13 protein-coding genes are annotated in these 17929 nt (G+C 61.4%); 10 read left to right on the plus strand and 3 right to left on the minus strand.

Annotation, left to right across the window (positions count from 1 at the left end):
* The first annotated feature begins 960 nt into the window (after window positions 1-960).
* The 4 genes from ACWA1U_RS08130 to ACWA1U_RS08145 are packed head-to-tail and all read left to right on the plus strand — an operon-like array spanning window position 961 to window position 8244.
* Window positions 961-2424 (plus strand): ATP-binding protein, encoded by a 1464-nt coding sequence (locus tag ACWA1U_RS08130; protein WP_463724822.1) that lies wholly within the window; start codon window positions 961-963, stop codon window positions 2422-2424.
* Window positions 2417-5191, plus strand: coding sequence for a Z1 domain-containing protein (locus tag ACWA1U_RS08135; RefSeq protein ID WP_463724823.1), 2775 nt, complete (start codon window positions 2417-2419; stop codon window positions 5189-5191). The genes ACWA1U_RS08130 and ACWA1U_RS08135 overlap by 8 nt, the downstream gene beginning before the upstream one ends.
* On the plus strand, window positions 5184-6185 hold the full coding sequence (locus ACWA1U_RS08140; protein WP_463724824.1) for a PD-(D/E)XK motif protein: 1002 nt from the start codon (window positions 5184-5186) through the stop codon (window positions 6183-6185). The genes ACWA1U_RS08135 and ACWA1U_RS08140 overlap by 8 nt, the downstream gene beginning before the upstream one ends.
* Complete coding sequence (locus ACWA1U_RS08145) at window positions 6175-8244, plus strand: AIPR family protein (RefSeq protein ID WP_463724825.1); 2070 nt, start codon at window positions 6175-6177, stop codon at window positions 8242-8244. The genes ACWA1U_RS08140 and ACWA1U_RS08145 overlap by 11 nt, the downstream gene beginning before the upstream one ends.
* Here the strand turns inward: ACWA1U_RS08145 and ACWA1U_RS08150 are convergent.
* Window positions 8241-9764: a DNA cytosine methyltransferase gene (locus ACWA1U_RS08150; protein ID WP_463724826.1), complete on the minus strand. Its 1524-nt coding sequence runs from the start codon at window positions 9762-9764 to the stop codon at window positions 8241-8243. The genes ACWA1U_RS08145 and ACWA1U_RS08150 overlap by 4 nt on opposite strands.
* Before the next feature lie 426 nt (window positions 9765-10190).
* On the opposite strand from ACWA1U_RS08150, the gene ACWA1U_RS08155 reads away from it, so the two are divergent.
* The 4 genes from ACWA1U_RS08155 (at window position 10191) to ACWA1U_RS08170 (ending at window position 13820) form a co-directional block, all read left to right on the plus strand.
* Window positions 10191-10694, plus strand: coding sequence for a very short patch repair endonuclease (locus ACWA1U_RS08155; protein ID WP_463724827.1), 504 nt, complete (start codon window positions 10191-10193; stop codon window positions 10692-10694).
* The gene (locus ACWA1U_RS08160; RefSeq protein WP_463724975.1) at window positions 10694-11023 is read left to right on the plus strand and encodes a TetR-like C-terminal domain-containing protein; all 330 of its coding nucleotides are present in this window, start codon (window positions 10694-10696) and stop codon (window positions 11021-11023) included. Before ACWA1U_RS08155 ends, ACWA1U_RS08160 begins: the two co-directional genes overlap by 1 nt.
* Window positions 11024-11451: 428 nt before the next feature.
* Window positions 11452-13077 (plus strand): ribonuclease J, encoded by a 1626-nt coding sequence (locus tag ACWA1U_RS08165; protein WP_463724976.1) that lies wholly within the window; start codon window positions 11452-11454, stop codon window positions 13075-13077.
* A 47-nt stretch (window positions 13078-13124) separates the two neighbouring features.
* The gene (locus ACWA1U_RS08170) at window positions 13125-13820 is read left to right on the plus strand and encodes an LmeA family phospholipid-binding protein (RefSeq protein WP_463724828.1); all 696 of its coding nucleotides are present in this window, start codon (window positions 13125-13127) and stop codon (window positions 13818-13820) included.
* Window positions 13821-13828: 8 nt separating this feature from the next.
* On the opposite strand, the gene ACWA1U_RS08175 is transcribed toward ACWA1U_RS08170, so the two are convergent.
* Window positions 13829-14440 carry a TetR family transcriptional regulator gene (locus tag ACWA1U_RS08175; RefSeq protein WP_463724829.1) on the minus strand — a complete coding sequence of 204 codons (612 nt, stop codon included), beginning with the start codon at window positions 14438-14440 and terminating at the stop codon, window positions 13829-13831.
* A gap of 103 nt (window positions 14441-14543) precedes the next feature.
* Here ACWA1U_RS08175 and ACWA1U_RS08180 point away from each other — a divergent pair, with 103 nt between their 5' ends.
* Both ACWA1U_RS08180 and ACWA1U_RS08185 read left to right on the plus strand, forming a co-directional pair.
* Window positions 14544-16007, plus strand: coding sequence for an MDR family MFS transporter (locus tag ACWA1U_RS08180; RefSeq protein WP_463724830.1), 1464 nt, complete (start codon window positions 14544-14546; stop codon window positions 16005-16007).
* A gap of 89 nt (window positions 16008-16096) precedes the next feature.
* Complete coding sequence (locus tag ACWA1U_RS08185; protein WP_463724831.1) at window positions 16097-17119, plus strand: 1-aminocyclopropane-1-carboxylate deaminase; 1023 nt, start codon at window positions 16097-16099, stop codon at window positions 17117-17119.
* Between the two features lie 39 nt (window positions 17120-17158).
* On the opposite strand, the gene ACWA1U_RS08190 is transcribed toward ACWA1U_RS08185, so the two are convergent.
* The gene (locus ACWA1U_RS08190; protein WP_463724832.1) at window positions 17159-17587 is read right to left on the minus strand and encodes a hypothetical protein; all 429 of its coding nucleotides are present in this window, start codon (window positions 17585-17587) and stop codon (window positions 17159-17161) included.
* Window positions 17588-17929 lie beyond the last annotated feature (342 nt).

The following is a 17929-nucleotide window of genomic DNA, read 5'->3' on the forward strand; positions in this document are numbered from 1 at the left end:
AAGCGATCAGCTGCAGTGAGCATCTCGGGGTACTTGCCGCCGCTGAAATCGATCGAACACACAGCGACGGCTCGGAACAACAGGTATGTCATCACGACCGGCTCCAATCAGGCCCGTGATATTGGGGAACTCGCCATAGCAGCGTCTGACCAAGGTGGTAAGTGAAGACCTCGGCGCAAGCTCCGCCGCGTGGTTGTCCTGAGATTCAATGCCCTGCGGATATGACTAACCAGATTCTGCCGAAACTGGGAGTGCCTCGCGCTATCGACAGCGACGGAACTCATGCTGACAGACGGGGATTTGTTCTGACTCGTCGTTACACATCCGGTACGCACACAACATGCGCTCGATGTCTCCCGTCATCCCAGGCTGGCCGAAGGCTACAGCAATGGTTGGGGCGGCCAACCCTCGGAAACGGACTCATGGAGGATCCTCGGCACCCCGGAACTAATGCAGGTTTCCTAGGGCATCGTGGCTTAGCACACCTACCCGCTCAGTTTCCCGGGGTATCAAAGTAGGACCCATAGAGCCTCAACAACCATCCTGACATTATGTTGTGTGGTAGCGGTGCGCATCGTTCAGGAGGCGAAGCTCGCCATCGATCAGAGGGACTGGCTGTCAGCTGCGAACCGTCGGCGAATGTTGCCAATATTGGCACGCAGCCCCGCCGAAGATGAGCAGGTCGCGCTACGAGGGCATCATGTTGCTACTTGAGGATGGGCACAAAGCCGGCTTGAGTGCTGAGGAAGCTAGGCAACTCGGAGTGTATCGGGAGGAAATCCGACGGGTCCCGGAGCGACTGATCGAAGTTGCTCGGCAAGTTGCGGCAGAAATTCTCTACTGGGGTTATAGCAACCAGATTGGCCGCCCTACAGTCCCAAGGCATACTTCCCCGTTGCTGCCAGTTAGTATCAAATGGGCTTGGCAATGTTGACAGCGCGAACTACGACTGGGGGGTCAGTGACAACCGAGCAGATCCTTCCGCCGGATCCGCATCTCATGGAGTCCATGCGCGCTGTCGGCTACACCCTGCCGACGGCGGTCGCTGACATCATAGATAATTCGATATCTGCGGGGGCAACCAAAGTCGACATATTCTTCGGCGATCAGCCTGCTCCGTACCTTGCGTTGGTTGATGACGGCGAAGGAATGACAGCTGAAAATGCCATCGAGGCGATGCGTCTGGCTGGTGCCAGCCCGATGAGGTCGAGAAGTTCAACGGACCTTGGACGCTTCGGTCTTGGATTAAAGACGGCTTCGTTGTCGCAGTGCCGAGACCTGATCGTCGTTTCGAAGCGCGACGGTGTCCTGTGCGGCTTCGAGTGGAACATTGATCATATGGTTGAACAGCAGACCTGGAGTTTGCTCGTCCTTGCCGAGGATGAACTGCAGGAGCTCCCCCGGTTCAGCGAACTGGCCGGGCTCACTTCGGGGACACTCGTCATCTGGCGGAACCTCGACAGGCTTGAAGCAACCGTCGGGGATCTCAGCTCGTCGTTCGATGCCGCGATGATGGATGTCAGAAGCCACTTGGCTCTTGTATTCCACAGATTTTTGGCCGGTGAACACGGTCGACGCTTCAAGATCTCGCTGAATCGCGTTCCCGTGCAAGGCTCTGACCCCTTCCTGGAGTCCCACAAGGCCACTCAGATCGGGCCATGGGAGTCCTTCTCAGTCGAGGGGGAGCAGATCGACGTGCAGCCGTACACGCTGCCGCATCTGAGCCGGATGACGACAGCGGAGAAGAAGCGGGCCCAAGTCGCCGGCCGCGTGCGTGACAGCCAGGGCTTCTACATCTACCGCGGGCGACGCTTGGTCATTTGGGGTACGTGGTTCCGCATAGCTCCCAAGGATGACATGGGGAAACTCGCCAGGGTCAGGGTCGATATCCCGAATACGCTGGATCATCTGTGGTCCCTGGACATCAAAAAAGCCTCAGCGACCCCTCCACCACAGATTCGAGAGAATCTTCGCCGGATCGCCGGTCGAATAGTGGAACCGAGCAAACGTGTGCACCTCTACCGGGGGCGCATCGTCCAGGAACAGTCACGCACGAGTCCTGTGTGGAACGTGGTCGATGACCGGGGCACCTTCAGATATGAGATCAATCGGCAGCATCCAGCTCTGGAGATGTTGGCCGAGCAGATGAGCCCCGACGATGTGGCGCAGATGATCGCGGTGCTTTCGCTGCTGGAGTCGACGTTCCCCGTCGAGGACGCATACAACAGAATCGGCCAGGACGAGAGCCACTCGCCGCTTCGACCACCTGATCGCGAGCTCGAGGACTTGGCCTCAGCGCTCTGGAAGGCCCACAAAGCTAGCGGGGGTGGTTCTGAACAGTTCGTAGCCGCGATGGCTTCGCTCGAACCTTTCGCTCTCATTCCCGCGCCCACCGAGCTTCTTTGGAAGGTAATCAATGACTAGTCAGGCTGCTTCGGATGCCAGTGTCATCCGTTCTCAAACGGAAAAATTGGAGACGGTCGTCAGTGCACTCCTGAGCAAGGACACCTACAGCGAGGCCTACCTCCGGGACCAGCTGGCAGCTTTTCGGCCGGTCGTGGCACCGGATGTGTCCGACGACGACATAACAACAGTCCACCGGCGGCTGGTGCACAAACTGAGCATCGATGTCGAGATGGGGGTCGGAATCACGGACAAGGACTTCAAGTCCTGGCTGCCGGAGAAGAGACACAACATCGATTGGACCCGTTGGCTGACCTACAAGCAGTGGCTGCGCAACAGCAATCGTTCTCCACTGGTCCTCGAGAAGATGGAGGAATTCACTGACATCATCCTCGACTACGTCGGGGACCCGACGCTTCCGGGGCCCTGGGATCGCAAGGGCCTGATCATTGGAGACGTGCAGTCCGGCAAGACACAAACATACTTGGGGCTGCTCAACAAGGCAGCGGACGCCGGTTACCGTCTGATCGTGCTTCTGGCCGGCAACACAGAGTACCTGCGCCAACAGACACAGATTCGCGTCGACGAGGGATTCCTGGGAAAGGACTCCAGCAGGAACATCTCCCGCCTGGGCACCGGTATGCCCGCAGCAGACCGGTACGTGGGGGTCGGACGGCTGAACAAACAACTGACCTACGCGACGGGAATGACGACCGTCGTCCAGGATTTCCTCCAAGCTAGCCGGGATGCGACCAGCATCACCGTTTCCGCGGATTCTCCGAATCCGTTCATCTTCGTCATAAAGAAGAACATCCACGTCCTCAAGGCACTCATCGACTGGACCAACGAACAACCCAAGTCGCACGGCAAGATCAATCTCCCGCTCCTCTTGGTCGACGACGAGTCGGACTACGCGTCCGTCAACACGGGCAAGGAGGACGACCCCACCCAGACGAACTTCCTCATCCGACAGCTCCTCAGCAAATATTCGCGGAACTCCTACGTAGCCATCACCGCGACTCCCTTCGCAAACATCCTCATCGATCATGAAGCCACGACCGAGAAGGAGGGCGAAACCCACAAGGACCTCTTTCCCAAGGACTTCATCTACGGCCTCGAAGCGCCGAGCAACTACGTCGGGGCCGTGGCCACGTTTGGCACAGAGGATGACGTTAACACCGACAAGGTGATCGATCTGCACGACGTCGAGGCTCTACTGCCCTTGAAACACAAGCAGACCCACCCACTGGCGGAACTCCCGGAGAGCCTCCGGACAGCCATTCGTGTCTTCGTTGTGGCCAATGCCGTACGAGACCTTCGCGGGCAGGGCGAAAAGCCTCGTGCAATGCTCATCAACATCTCGCGCTTCAAGCGCGTCCACACGCACATCTACGATCTCGTCAAACACGAATTGGACAGCATCCAGAATGCACTGGAGGCTCATGCCATCCTCTACACCGAGGGCATCGAGAACGACATCATCGACAGCCTCAAAGTCGCCTTCACCGATTTCTACTCCGGCACCGGGTTCACTTGGACCGAGGTGCTGGATGCCCTCAGCTCTGCAGCCAGCGAAATCACGGTGCGAACCTTCAACTCCGATACGGACAAGCTCCTGAAAGAGCAGGGAAAGAGCGCGGACATCCCGAAGAGGGTCATCGCGATCGGCGGGGACGTGTTGAGCCGCGGTCTCACACTCGAGGGGCTGATGATCAGCTACTTCTACAGGAACGCACGAGCCGCCGACACGATGATGCAAATGGCTCGATGGTTTGGCTACAGGGACGGTTTCGAAGACGTCTGCAGGATCTGGATCGACCCGGGAGTTGCCGCGGACTACAGATTCACCTCAGATACCATCGACGAGCTACGGGACGATCTTCGGCTCATGCGCCGGCAACAGCTCACTCCGCGGGACTTCGGCTTGGCCATCCGGATGCACCCCGGTGCGCTGCTCATCACCGCCAAGAACAAGTCCAAGGCCGCCGTCACGAAACCAAAATCCATCAGCCTCATCGGCCGCAGGATCGAGACCTCCCGGCTGGACGCGACCAGCAGCATCGTCGCTGGCAATCGCGAAGCAGCCGAGCGTCTCGCCAAAAAACTGGTAGAAGGTCACGGCGCCCCCGAGTCAACCCAGCGCAAGTACCCAAGGTTCACCAACGTTCCCCAATCCGTGGTGGCAGATTTCCTGAGTGACTACACGGCCCACAAGATGGACGAACTCTTCTTTGGCAACGCCATCGGCAAGTTCGTCAAAAACAACAGGCACCCACGGTTCTCATCATGGGACGTCGTTTTCGTCAACGGCGCGAAAAATTCTGAACAGGAGACGTCCTTCGGCGGAGTCACGATCTACCCGCCCGAGCGCGCCGTGACCGTAGGCTCCTCGGGCGAACTGCTGGTCTCGGGGAAAAGCAGTCGGCTCGCCGGTGGAGATGACTTGCGGAAGATCCTCGATCCGGCAGCTGATGCTGAGGTGACCGCGAAGTTCAAGCAGGAGCACCCCAACAAGACCCTCACGGAGTCACCGTTCTATGCGTCCTTGGTACGTCCGGCCCTTCTGATCTACGTCCTCCGTCCCAAAACCTCCGAATTACCCGAGGCCGACAGACTGAAGGTCCTACATCTCGAGGGACAACAGGTCGTGGGCATCAAAGTCGCCCTGCCTGGAGACCGGACCGATGTCAATAACCGGAACGGTGACGTCGAATACATGATCAACACGGTCGCGCAGAAGCAGTGGTTCGTCGAGTACACCGGCGCCGATGAGGACGACGATGTCTAATCCCGTCGAAGCCGCTTGGCTGAGCTGCATCGAGCAACGACTGCCCCGAACGCTCGAAGTCGATCCGGATATCGAGCTTCGTCTCGTCTGCGGCACCGACCAAGCCGGGCAGCCGATGTTCTGTTCCATCAGCAGCCTCAAACCGGGCATCCCACAGCTGTCGGACGCCGTCGACGTGGCCCGCACCCAGCGGACCATCGACGGCCACTGGGTACTCCTCCTCACGCTCAAGGAGACCAAATTCACCGACGTGTTCGTTCAGCTTTGCGCACACATCGTGGATCGCGTCTCCGAGGCCAGCTCCGAAGCCCAAGGACTCTCGGCGTTCATGGCCGGTGTCGAGGAGTGGCGAACTCTCCTCCAAGCTTCCTCAAGTCAACGACTCTCGCTGGAAGCTACGCGCGGCCTCTTCGGCGAACTCTGGTTGGGTTTCTCAAATTTGGTGAAGAAGTGCCCTGCCGGTCAGGTCATGGACGCGTGGCACGGCCCGTTCCGCAGTGACCAAGACTTTCAGTTTCCGGGAGGCCCATTGATCGAGGTCAAGACCGTCCACAGTCAAGCTCGACGCATCCAAATTTCATCAGAGAACCAGCTCGATGGCCCACCAGATCAGCACCTCTTCATCGGTGTTGTGATAGCCGACGACGCCACGGCGGACACTCCGGCGGCGATGACCGTTCCTGCGCTCCTCGACCAGACGGACCAGCTCCTCCACGAAGCTGGCGTCCTGCAGTCCGAACTCGCCCGCCGACTCGCCGAGCTCCGTTTCGACCGATCCGACCATATATACGCCGACATGCACTTCCTTCCGATAGGCGTCCAATATCTGGAAGTAACTGAGTCCTTCCCGCGGATCGAACCCGGCATGCTCCCGGAAGGCGTCAGCCGCGTCTCCTACTCATTGGATTTGGCGAATCTGGCACCCTTTGAAAACGATCTCTTGAAGCTCGGGCTACTCACTGCGAAACCGGAAGCGTCCTCAAATGATTCTTGACGACTTCTACTCAGACCTGCAGAACACCGTCAACGCCAAGGCAGTAGTCGACAACGACTACACGTCGATGGCGTTCATGGCAGAGGTTTCGGAACGCCTCGCCGAAGCCGGTGAGGTCGAGAACTTCACCGTGCTCCAGTTCGAAGGAACCGGTCAGCGCAACAAGAAGCTCGCAGTGAACGCGTACGACCTGGACGATGCCGACGAATCGGTCTCACTGGCCGTCCTCCTGCACTCGAACTCCGAATCCATCGACGTGATAACGGCAACTGAAGCCAAGAAACGCTTGTCAGCGGTCGAGAACTTCCTGATGGAGGCGGTGTCCGGACAGTTCACCACCGGTCGGGAGGAAAGCTCCGCCGCCTACCAGTTAGCCGCCGACCTGCACCACCGGGGACGGGCGGTATCTCGTTACCGCCTGTACCTCGTGACCAACGGCCGGCTCAGTGACCGCATCAAGGAAGTCCCCTCCTCGGTCCTCAACGGCGTCCCGGTGGATTTCCACCTCTGGGACCTCCAGAGACTCCACCAAGTCCAGGAGTCCCAGCAGGGTCGTGAGGCCCTCGAGATCAACCTGACCAAGTGGATCCCTGAGGGACTTCCGGTCCTGGAGATCAGCGGCGATTCGGCGGACTTCGCCACCTACATGGCTGCAGTCCCGGGTGCCCTCGTCGCCGACCTGTACGCGCAGTACGGAAGCAGACTGCTGGAAGGGAACGTCCGCTCCTTCCTCAGCGGTCGGGGAAAGGTCAACAAGGGCATCAAGACGACCATCTTGTCCGAGCCCGAGATGTTCATGGCGTACAACAACGGCATCACCGCCACGGCGACCGGCCTCGAGCGGACTCCGGACGGGCTCAGGGCAACCTCCGTCATCGACCTCCAGATCGTCAACGGCGGACAGACCACTGCGTCGCTGTTCTACGTGGCAAGGGAGAATGCCAAAAGCTCAGTTCTGGGCGACGTGTTCGTTCCGATGAAACTCGTCGTCGTGGACCCCGAAAAAGCAGTTGACCTCGTCCCGAAGATCTCAAGGTTTGCCAACAGCCAGAACCGGGTGAGCGAGGCCGACTTCTTTTCGAACAGCCCGTTCCATATCCGGCTGGAGGAGCTGTCCCGCACACTGCTCGTCCCAGCACGCCCGGGCGTCAACTACCACACCAAGTGGTACTACGAGCGGACCCGTGGGCAGTACCTCAACGAAAGGAACAAGCTCGCCACCGCCGATGCCAACAAGTTCTTAGCGACCTACCCACGAAACCAGGTCTTCAGCAAGACGGATGCGGCCAAGTACGCGGTCTCCTGGGACCAGAAACCTCACATCGTGAGTGCAGGCGCCCAGAAGAACTTTGTCGCCTTCGCCGAAAGCGTCGCCAAGACTTGGGAGACCTCGAACGAAGAAATCAATCAACAGTACTTCCGGGACCTCGTCGCTAAAGCGATTATGTACGAGGAGATCAGACGTTCGGTCGCGAAAGCGGACTGGTACGACAAAGGCTACCTCGCGAACATCGTCACCTACACGATGGCCAAGCTGGCCTTCGAGATCGGCAGACAGGCGCCCGGACGACACTTCGATTTCGCGGCGATCTGGCAGCACCAAGCCCTCACCGAAACGATGCTGGCGACGGCTCTTCCTGCAGCCAGAACCGTCTCGGACCTGCTCACCTCGCCCACCCGTCGGGTCGCGAACGTGACCGAGTGGGCGAAATCCCCAGCATGCTGGGAAGCGGTACGGACGGCGGCATTCTCATTACCGAGCGATTTCCTGGCCGAGCTTGTCGACTCGTCCGTACGGGCTGAGGCACAGAATGCGTCCAAGGCCACACAGAAAATCGACAACAGCATAGACATCCAGAAGCAGGTCTTCTCAACGACCAAGGAGGAGTGGGAGGAACTGCGCACATTCGCCGTCACGAATCGGGTCGCGGGCCCCACCGATATCGGTATCCTCGACGTGGTGACTGGGCGCAAGCGAGGCTTTCCGTCCGAGCGGCAAAGCGCTCGACTTATAGCAACCCTTCAGAAAGCGCGGGAAAAAGGCTTCTCCGCTTTTTAGCTCTCGCTGCCGCTGGGGCGAAGACGCAAGGTCTCGGCCACCTTCTCCGCTATGAGCCGAGCCAGTAAGGGAGGCACGGCATTTCCGACCTGGTGGAACTGCATTGTACGACTGCCTTCGAAGAAGTAATTGTCGGGGAAGGTCTGCAGCCGAGCTGCCTCGCGAACGGTCAAGCTCCTCATCTGCGTCTCATCGGGGTGGATGTAGTAGTGACCGTCCTTCGAGATATGGGACACGATCGTCGTCGACGGCGAGTCCCAGACCTGGACCCGGAAACGATCCAGGAAGGGCGTGTTCTCCTTGCCGATGTTTTTGTGGTTCGGCTCCAGGCCCGCCGGGAGGTGACTGAACTTGGGGCTCCTGCCCAGTTCAAGGGCCTTACACGCCAGATAACCGTATCTCTTGATGTCGCTCGCCATGTGCCGACGGGTTTCATGCTGGAGCGGCGCAGTCACTCGCGAGTCTTCAACCCACTCTCGGTAGGTCTTGAGCGCAATATTTACTTCCTCAGCGTCTGCCAACACCAAAGGTTCGTCCGAGGCTTTCTCAGACAGCGGCTCCGTTCGCAAGGCGATCACGTCGTTTCGAAGGGTTGCCCAAGCTTCGTCACTATCTAGTCTCGATGGTGATATCTGAGATCGGCGATGCGGCAGGTCGCCGATGGCGTCCCTCACCGTAACCGGCGAAGTCTCAGTAAGAACGACGCGGTCTGTCCGCTCAACAACGTCCGATCGGATGCCAAGCAGGATGATGCGATGTCGTTTTTGGGGTATGCCGTACTTCTCAGCCGGGATGACGAAATCTCCGGGCAGGAGTTGATGGGCGTGCTCGTCAACAACGAGCGACCGGATCTCGTAGTTCAGTTCAGGATTCGGATGGCGCAAATCATGCATAATTTGGCCGAACATGCCGACACCATTGTTAGTCGAAGACAACAGTCCCTTGACGTTCTCCATGACGAAAACGGCCGGCTTGAACCGCTCGATTATGTGGAGGTACTCCTCGTAGAGAAAGTGCTTGTGATCAAAGGCGAATTGATCGTCGTTCGTCCTACGCGAGCGTCCTGCAAGGGAATAGGCTTGACAGGGCGGGCCACCGATTAGAACCCAGTCCGCGTCCTCGTGCGCGCGTGCGGCATTCAGAGCTTCGGCAATTTTCGTGTCGACTTCGTCACGGGTTTTTTTGCCGAGCTCTATTTCGTGGACGTGCTTCCCTGCCTCGGCCAAGGCTTGGGAGACCGCGGGATCCTCCTCGAAGTCCTTCCGGGTCAGGGTGCCGGAGATGTAGTCGTAATACGCTTGTGGAACGTGCCCTGTACGTTTTAAGTGGCGGAAGACCGACCGGAGGGTCAGGGTCGAAACAGCATGTTTCTCCATCTCGAAGGAACCAACTGTGCGGAACACGGGGTCGCCTTCGCATTCACCGACGCTCGAGAATCCCTCGTTCAGGCCCCCCGGGCCGGCGAAGAGGTCTATGACCGGGATCGGCGTGGAGGCCGGTGTTCGTTCTGTGTCTTCCATTGTTCAACCAAATTACCAGGTCGTACGGGGGAACCGGGCATCCGGGACGATTCCGGCAAGATGATCAGTTCGACGTGCCGCTCACGGCGTCAGAAGTACCCGTGTGCCGGCTGCCGTGAACATCGCCCTCATGAAGGTTTGAAGATCGTCACCGCGTAGCACCGGTGGTTTGATCTGTCATGGAAGAAACCTCATGGTGCAAGTGATGACCGATTGTGGTTGATCGGAACGCCTAGAAGCCGATCGATTCCAAGAGCTCGACATGGTCACTGGCCCATCCATTCGGTGCCGAACCTCAGTGATATTCTTGGGAGCTGGCGTCAATCCATATTCTCCCATTCCCACATTCAGGAGGAAGGAGTGATATCAGGAGTCTTTGGGGGCTGTTCTTGCCCTGAGGGTTTCTTAGAGGCAGCATTGCAAAGAATGACGAAGACGCCTGACAACCGGAGAGATCTCGGCTTCACGGCTGGCGCAGAGGTGCCGCGCGAGGTCTCCTGTCGTATGTCCAAACAGGGGTCACGCGACACGAAACCCGAGATGGTGCTGAGGCGAGAGCTGCATCGGCGGGGGATGCGCTACCGGGTCGACACTGCGCTACCGGGAATGGGACGTCGCCGTGCCGACGTCCTCTTCCCTCGGGCCAAGGTGGCAGTCTTCGTCGACGGGTGTTTCTGGCATCGCTGTCCCGTGCATGGGGTGGCACCGAAGTCCAACGCGGCATGGTGGGACGCAAAACTGGCCGGGAACGTCGCCCGCGACTTGGATACCAATAGACATCTGACCAGCATCGGCTGGATAGTGCTCAGGTTTTGGGAGCATGAAGATATGAAGGACGCCGCGGGACGAGTACAGGACGTGCTCAAGGAGGTGGCAAGCGGTGCGCGCGGGTCGCTGAGGCACCCGCCGACGCCCCGGGTGAGCGGGTAATCGCCGCCGGCCGAGGATACTTTGAGTTCGCGCTGAACCAGCCACTACTGTTTCGGTGCCTTGCCAGCGGTTTTGGGCTGCCCGAGGACAACCCGGAAGGTAGTCCGTTCGCCGTACTGCTGGAGCTTGGCGGTACGCTCCAGGGCGAAGCCCCTTCAGGCGCGAATGACCATGGTGCACGGTTCGAGGCAGCGGTCGCCCTGTGGTCTGCGGCGCACGGCATTTCGGTGCTGTGCAGCTCCGGCGCCCTGCGCGATGTCCCGCAGGCGCGCAAGCGCGACCTGCTTGAGGTCACCCTGTCCGCCGCGCTGAGGGGCGTCCGGCTCTAAGCACCAACGCCCCGCTGCTCATCGAACCAGCGCTTCGTGGCGGGTGGTTGGTTGATAGCGCGTGGCCGGTGGCCGTAGTGTCGCTCACCACACCAAGACCTGTGGCGGGTAAGGCAAAATGACGGAGTTGGTCCGTTCGGCCAGCCTTGCGGAGCCGAAGAACGGGCCGAACCTGCCGACAGACCTAACATCCGCCGCCGTCGGCTTCTCAACGCTGATAAAGTCGGTACAAAGTATTGCCGTGCCGCCAGCGCTGAATCAGCGCGGTTTTCGGCCCCAGCAGGGCGTATCCGCCACGAAGCACCTTACCTCCGGTATTTGAGCTCCGGGTTCCCGCCCGATATAGAGATCGGATCCCATTGACTAGAACGTCACGCCACTCAGCACCCCGCACCGGCCAGACCCCGCCCAAGCTCGACAGGGGTGCCATGCGCATCGTCGCGCTCGGCGGGCTGGAGGAAATCGGCCGGAACATGACCGTGTTCGAATTCGGCGGCAAGCTGCTCATCGTCGACTGCGGCGTCCTCTTCCCCGAAGAGCACCACCCGGGCGTGGACCTCATCCTCCCCGACTTCTCCTACATTCGGGACCGGCTGGACGACGTCGTCGGACTCGTCCTCACCCACGGGCACGAAGACCACATCGGCGCCGTCCCCTACCTGTTGCGCGAACGCGCCGACATCCCCATCATCTCCGCGAAGCTCACCCTCGCGTTCATCAAGACCAAGCTCCAGGAACACCGCGTCACCCCCAAGACCGTCCAGGTCAAGGAAGGGGACCGGAAGAAGTTCGGGCCGTTCGATCTCGAATTCCTCGCCGTCAACCACTCCATCCCCGACGGCCTCGCAGTCGCCATCCGCACCCCGGCCGGGCTCGTGCTCGCCACCGGTGACTTCAAGATGGACCAGTTCCCCCTCGACGGGCGCATCACCGACCTCGCCGGATTCGCCCGGCTCGGCGAGGAAGGCGTTGACCTGTTCCTGCCCGACTCCACGAACGCCGACGTCCCCGGCTTCCAGATCTCCGAACAGGACCTCGCACCGGCCATCGACGAGGTGTTCCGCACCGCCCCGCGCCGCATTATCGTGTCCAGCTTCGCCAGCCACATCCACCGCATCCAGCAGGTCATCGACGCGGCACAGCTGTACAACCGGAAGGTCGCTTTCGTCGGCCGCTCCATGGTCCGCAACATGAAGACCGCACGTGAACTCGGCTACCTCAACGTGCCGCGTGGACTGCTCGTGGACTTCAAGGAACTCGACAAGATGGACCCCAAGAAGGCCGTCATCATCTGCACCGGCTCACAGGGTGAACCCATGGCAGCTCTGGCCCGCATGGCCAGCCAGGACCACATGATCGACCTCACCCAGGGCGACACCGTGCTCCTCGCCAGCTCGCTCATCCCGGGCAACGAGACCTCCATCTACCGGCTCATCAACGACCTCACCAAGCTCGGCGCCAACGTGGTCCACAAGGGCAACGCGAAGGTCCACGTCTCCGGCCACGCCAGCGCCGGTGAGCTCGTCTACTGCTACAACCTCGTGCGCCCCCGCAACGTCATGCCCGTCCACGGCGAACACCGTCACCTCAAGGCCAACGCCGAACTCGCGGTGCGCACCGGCGTCGACCCGAAGAATACCCTCGTGGTCGAAGACGGCACCACCATCGACCTGAAGGACGGCGTTGCCCGCGTCACTGGCAAGGTCACCGCGGACTACGTGTACGTGGAGAACATGGTCGCGGGAGCAGCGACGGAGGAGTCCCTTCAGGACCGCATCCGCCTCGCCGAAGACGGTGCACTCACGGTCCTCGCCATCGTCAACCCGGACACCGGAAAGCTGGAGGAGGACCCCGAGTTCTTCCCCGTCGGCTGGGCCCCGAAAGACGGCGAGCTGGACAAGGCCACCGACATCGTCGAGAAAACCCTCGCCCAGCTCAAGGGCGACAAGACTGGCCCGGATGCGGAGAAGGCGATCGCTGATGGACTGGTCCGCTGGTCCGACCGGTCGCTGCGCCGCAAGCCCGTGGTCACGGTCATCATCGTCGACGCTTAGTCACTTCTCGCTCGCGTCCAGTCCGGCGAACCACCAGACTGGTCCCTATGGACTGGACGCGCGCGAAGGACTGGTTGCTTGGTGCCGCTGGGATGCTTTTGCTCCTGGTTATTGTGGCCGTGATCTTTTGGTTTGCGGTCACTGATCCGGCGGGGGAGAACGACGCCGAACCAAGCCCGACGCCGTCAGCCAGTGCCGAGACAACCTCACCTGACGCTGAGCCACCCGCAGACCTGGGCGCGGACGACGTCTGGCTCGCCGACATGACATTGGACGCCGGGACAGTGGTGGCCGACGGCTCAACGCTCAACGACGTCCGGGCTGTCGGCAGCGACGTCATCGCGGCTCAGGACGGGCTTGTGGCTGGCCAGCTCACCGTCGACGTGACGGTGCCGTTCGACGTGATCGCCGCTGAACTCGGCGGAGGATCAGTAGTCAGCGCAGCCGACGACGGCGAGGCCCGGGTGGTGCGCACCGTCGAGTTTCTCGGACGCGGACTTGAAGTCACTGCCACCGGCACGGTCGAAGTGGTGGACGGGCTTCTCGTGGTGGAGCCCCGCTCAATCGACTTCGGCGGACCGGACTTCCTCTCGGACGCAACTGCCGCCGTCGTCCGCCAATTCGTGACGATCGAGCACGCGATCGAGGGCCTGCCCGAAGGGCTTGTCCTCCAGAAAGTCACCGTTCAGCAGGACGGCTTCCGCGCCAACCTGCGCGGCGAGGATGTGCGGCTCGTCGAGTAGGGGAGCATTCAGCTCACAATCCGACGCAGCTCCGCGCGGGTCTCCCGGTACACCTTCACCGGTTCGTGGGCCTGTCCGCTTGCCGCGAGTTCGCCCCACCGGACCCACGACGCCCGCCACACCGAAACCGCCACCTCAGTCACCAGCAGCACGGCCAGCGAATCGATGCTGTCCTCAACCTGTGCCATGATCCGGGACCGCAACTCGTTGGCCAACACCTGATCCTGCGCGGCAGCCAACCCGTGAAGTTCCGGTTCCGCCGCCAGCACCCGCATCACCCGGCCGTGCTCACCGAGATCCTCGGAAGACTCCTGCTCCATCACCGATTCCGCCATCGCCTCGACGTCGCTGAGCAGGTCCCGGGGATTCGACGCCGTGGTGTTGAATGACCGAATACCGGCGAGCATCCGGTGCTGGCCGGGCAGCGCCGCGTGCTCCTTGCGGGTGAAGTACCGGAAGAAGGTCCGCGACGAAACCCCCGCGCGGTCAGCGATCTGCTGAACCGTGGTGGCCTGGATGCCCTGGGCCTCGAACAGTTCCAGCGTGGCGCGGTGTATCTCCCGCTCGGTGTCGAGCCGGCGGCGGGCACGCAGCGAGGGGGCGCCGTCGTCGTCGTTCATTTGTTCTCCTATGAAACTCACCACATTGTCTTCTGGCAGCTTATGCCGAAGTGGCACTTTGTGACACTATGCTAGCGACCCAACGATCAGAAACAGGTACTCCATGCCGCCCTCCACAGTCAGTGGAACCGCTCCGGCTCCAGCCGTCGAGCCCGAAAAGACAACCCGAGTCGCGCCACTCATCGCGGTGTTGGCACTGTCCGCGTTCGTGATGATCCTGAACGAGACAGTAGTGGGCGTTGCCCTCCCGAACCTCATGCAGGAGTTCTCCGTAGCCGCAACAACGGCGCAATGGCTCACCACCGGCTTCCTCCTCACCATGGCCGTGGTCATCCCAACCACCGGTTTCCTACTGCAGCGCTTCACCACGCGCACCCTCTTTACCGCCGCACTCCTGCTCTTCATTGCCGGGACGCTGCTCGCTGCCGTGGCACCAACCTTCGGGATCATCCTCATCGCCCGCGTGGTGCAGGCCAGCGGCACCGCCATCATCCTGCCGCTGCTGATGACCACCACCCTCAACGAGGTGGCCCCCGCACACCGCGGCACCGTCATGGGACTGAACAGCGTGGTCATCTCGGTGGCGCCGGCGATCGGGCCGACCCTGTCCGGCGTCGTAGTCAACGCCTTGGGCTGGCGCTGGATCTTCGGGCTGATGCTGCCGGTCATCGCGATCGTTTTTGTGCTTGGCCTGATGCTCCTGAAGAAGGGCGGCAACACCCGCAAGGCACCTTTGGACGTGCCTTCCGTGGCGTTGTCCGCGGTGGCCTTCGGTGGCCTCGTGTACGGGCTGGCGTCCATCGACGCCGTACTTCACGGTGCGTGGCTTCCGGTGGTCGCGCTGGTGCTCGGCGTGCTGGCGCTCATTGTGTTCGCCCGGCGCCAGATCCGGCTGCAGCGTTCCTCCGACTCCGCCCTGCTGGACCTGCGCCCGTTCGCGGTCAGCAATTTCAGGATCTCCGTTGCCCTCCTGATGCTGGTGTTCGGGACCATGCTCGGCACGGTCACGGTCCTGCCGATCTACCTACAGAACGGCGTCGGCGCCAGCGTACTGACTACGGGCCTGCTCCTGCTGCCGGGCGGCGTTCTTCAGGGAATCGCGTCGCCAATCATCGGCAAAGTGTACGACGCCGTCGGCCCCCGCCCGCTGGTCATCCCCGGAGCCGTCCTGGTCGCCGTCGGCCAGTGGTGGCTTGCCAGCCTGGACGCCGAAACGCCGCTGCCGATGATCGGTGTCACGTACGGCATCTTCTCGCTCGGCCTGGCGATGCTCATGACCCCGCTCATGACGGCAGCCCTCAGCTCCCTGCCCCGCAACCTCTACGGACACGGGAGCGCAAGCCTCAACACGATGCAGCAGCTCGCCGGCGCGGCGGGCACAGCCGTCCTCGTAGCCGCCCTCACCATCGGTGCGACGACGGCGGCATCCGGGGGAGCGCCCGAAGCAGCTGCGCAGGCCTCGGGCGCGAATGCTGCGTTCCTGATCGGCGGGGTGCTGGGGCTTGTCGCCGTCGTGCTGTCGCCTTTCGTGCGGCGTGTGAAGAACGACGACGGCGGCGCCCGCTAGTTTGTCTCGCCGCCTGGGCCGGGGATCCTCGTCAAAGCTGAGCAAACCGGACAGAATGTTCCGCACTGGTATTAGTGAAATGAGGATTCATGGCCATCACGGACTTTGAACGTTATCCGCTCACCTTCGGCCCCAGCCCGGTGCACCACTTGCCCCGGCTGACCAAGCATCTTGGCGGCGCGCGGCTGTGGGCCAAGCGTGAGGATGTGAACTCCGGCCTGGCGTACGGCGGCAACAAGACCCGCAAGCTCGAGTACATCGTGCCCGACATTCTCGCCGAGGGCGCTGACACCATCGTGTCCATCGGCGGGTACCAGTCCAACCACACCCGGCAGGTCGCTGCCGTCGCAGCGAAGCTTGGGCTGAAGGCGGTGCTGGTGCAGGAGAACTGGGTCGACTGGCCGGACCCGCTCACCGACCGCGTGGGCAACATCCTGCTCTCCCGGATGATGGGCGCGGACGTCCGGCTTGACGCTGCCGGGTTCGACATCGGCATCCGCGACTCCTGGAAGAACGCCCTCGCAGAGGTGGAGGAAGCCGGCGGCAAACCGTACGCCATCCCGGCCGGAGCGTCGGAGCATAAACTCGGCGGGCTCGGCTTCGCCAACTGGGCGTACGAGGTGCAGCAACAGGAGGAAGAACTCGGCGTTTTCTTCGACACCATCGTGGTGTGCACGGTGACCGGGTCCACGCATGCGGGCATGATCGCCGGGTTCGCCGCCCTCGAAGATGCCGGCGGCCGCCCCCGCCGCGTGCTCGGAATCGACGCCTCCGCAACCCTTGAGAAGACGCGCGGCCAGGTAGCGCGAATCGCCAGGAACACGGCGAACCTCATCGGCCTCGAACGCGACCTCCGCGACGACGAAATCACCATCCTCCAAGGCTGGGCTGGCGACCTCTACGGCATCCCGGTCGAGTCGACACTCGAAGCCATGCGCCTCAGCGCCTCACTCGAGGCAATGATCACCGACCCGGTCTACGAGGGCAAGTCCATGGCCGGCATGATCGACCTCGTGGCCAGCAAAGAAATCCCCACGGACAGCAACGTGCTCTACGCGCACCTGGGCGGCCAGCAGGCCCTCAACGCGTACAGCGGTCTTTTCCGAAGCTAGGCGGACGACGACGACGGGCGTTGCCTAATCGATCGCGGCTTATTCGCCGCCGTCCGCCCCGCCGGCTTCGAAGGATCCGGCGAAATCGACGTGCGGTCCCGGTCCGGGCACTTCGGAGTAAGTCCCGCCTGAGTCACCACCGCGTAAGGCAGCGGGATCGCTGTAGACGGAGCCGGCGCCGTCGTCGGCTGCAAAGAACGCAGCCACCGCGCCCGGCGCGATCGCGGCGGCAGCGACTGCGCCGGGAATGCGTGATGCGGAGTCGTCTGAATCCGGTACTAACTCGACTTGGATGGGAACGTTAGCGCCGTCGTCGTTCGCTGCCATGGTGTCCTCCGTCGACCGGTTGATGTGTACTTCTGCCCTCATTATTGCTCGCGTGTCAACAGGAACGCCCTGCCAGTACGGGTAAACAACGCAGCCAATCCTGCGTCCAAGCTGCGGATAAGCCAGATTGTCTACACCCATACTGAATGCATCACAACCGCGTTCTTGAATCTGGGGATATCTATGTCGAAGACCATTCTGGCCAAGGTGACCTGACCCACCAGGAGGCTCATGAGGCATTGAAGGGCCGCTGGCGGAATCCGAAGATGCAGCACGTACAGCTCTTAGCAGTGCTCTCGCACCTGTCCGCACCTCAGCGTGCCCTTCTAGGCACTGTAGCCCGGGTCAAGTCGCCGAACGACGGCTAGCGGCTGATGACGAGTTTGCCCCCCAAATCCGGTCAGTGCGAGACCTGCAACTCCTTCGATCATGCGGCGGGTAAGCGGATGCGACAGCCGGTCCGGATAGCGGCGGCTCCCAGAA

The sequence above is a fragment of the Arthrobacter sp. TRD_SC_6 genome (assembly GCF_055361185.1).

What these genes read in the sequence shown, in the direction of transcription:
- ACWA1U_RS08135 (WP_463724823.1), top strand. Translation starts at nt 2,417, where the DNA reads ATGACTAGTCAGGCTGCTTCGGATGCCAGTGTCATCCGTTCTCAAACG.
- ACWA1U_RS08140 (WP_463724824.1), top strand. Translation starts at nt 5,184, where the DNA reads ATGTCTAATCCCGTCGAAGCCGCTTGGCTGAGCTGCATCGAGCAACGA.
- ACWA1U_RS08145 (WP_463724825.1), top strand. Translation starts at nt 6,175, where the DNA reads ATGATTCTTGACGACTTCTACTCAGACCTGCAGAACACCGTCAACGCC.
- ACWA1U_RS08150 (WP_463724826.1), bottom strand. Translation starts at nt 9,764, where the DNA reads ATGGAAGACACAGAACGAACACCGGCCTCCACGCCGATCCCGGTCATA.
- ACWA1U_RS08155 (WP_463724827.1), top strand. Translation starts at nt 10,191, where the DNA reads ATGACGAAGACGCCTGACAACCGGAGAGATCTCGGCTTCACGGCTGGC.
- ACWA1U_RS08165 (WP_463724976.1), top strand. Translation starts at nt 11,452, where the DNA reads ATGCGCATCGTCGCGCTCGGCGGGCTGGAGGAAATCGGCCGGAACATG.
- ACWA1U_RS08170 (WP_463724828.1), top strand. Translation starts at nt 13,125, where the DNA reads ATGGACTGGACGCGCGCGAAGGACTGGTTGCTTGGTGCCGCTGGGATG.
- ACWA1U_RS08175 (WP_463724829.1), bottom strand. Translation starts at nt 14,440, where the DNA reads ATGAACGACGACGACGGCGCCCCCTCGCTGCGTGCCCGCCGCCGGCTC.
- ACWA1U_RS08180 (WP_463724830.1), top strand. Translation starts at nt 14,544, where the DNA reads ATGCCGCCCTCCACAGTCAGTGGAACCGCTCCGGCTCCAGCCGTCGAG.
- ACWA1U_RS08185 (WP_463724831.1), top strand. Translation starts at nt 16,097, where the DNA reads ATGGCCATCACGGACTTTGAACGTTATCCGCTCACCTTCGGCCCCAGC.
- ACWA1U_RS08190 (WP_463724832.1), bottom strand. Translation starts at nt 17,587, where the DNA reads ATGGGTGTAGACAATCTGGCTTATCCGCAGCTTGGACGCAGGATTGGC.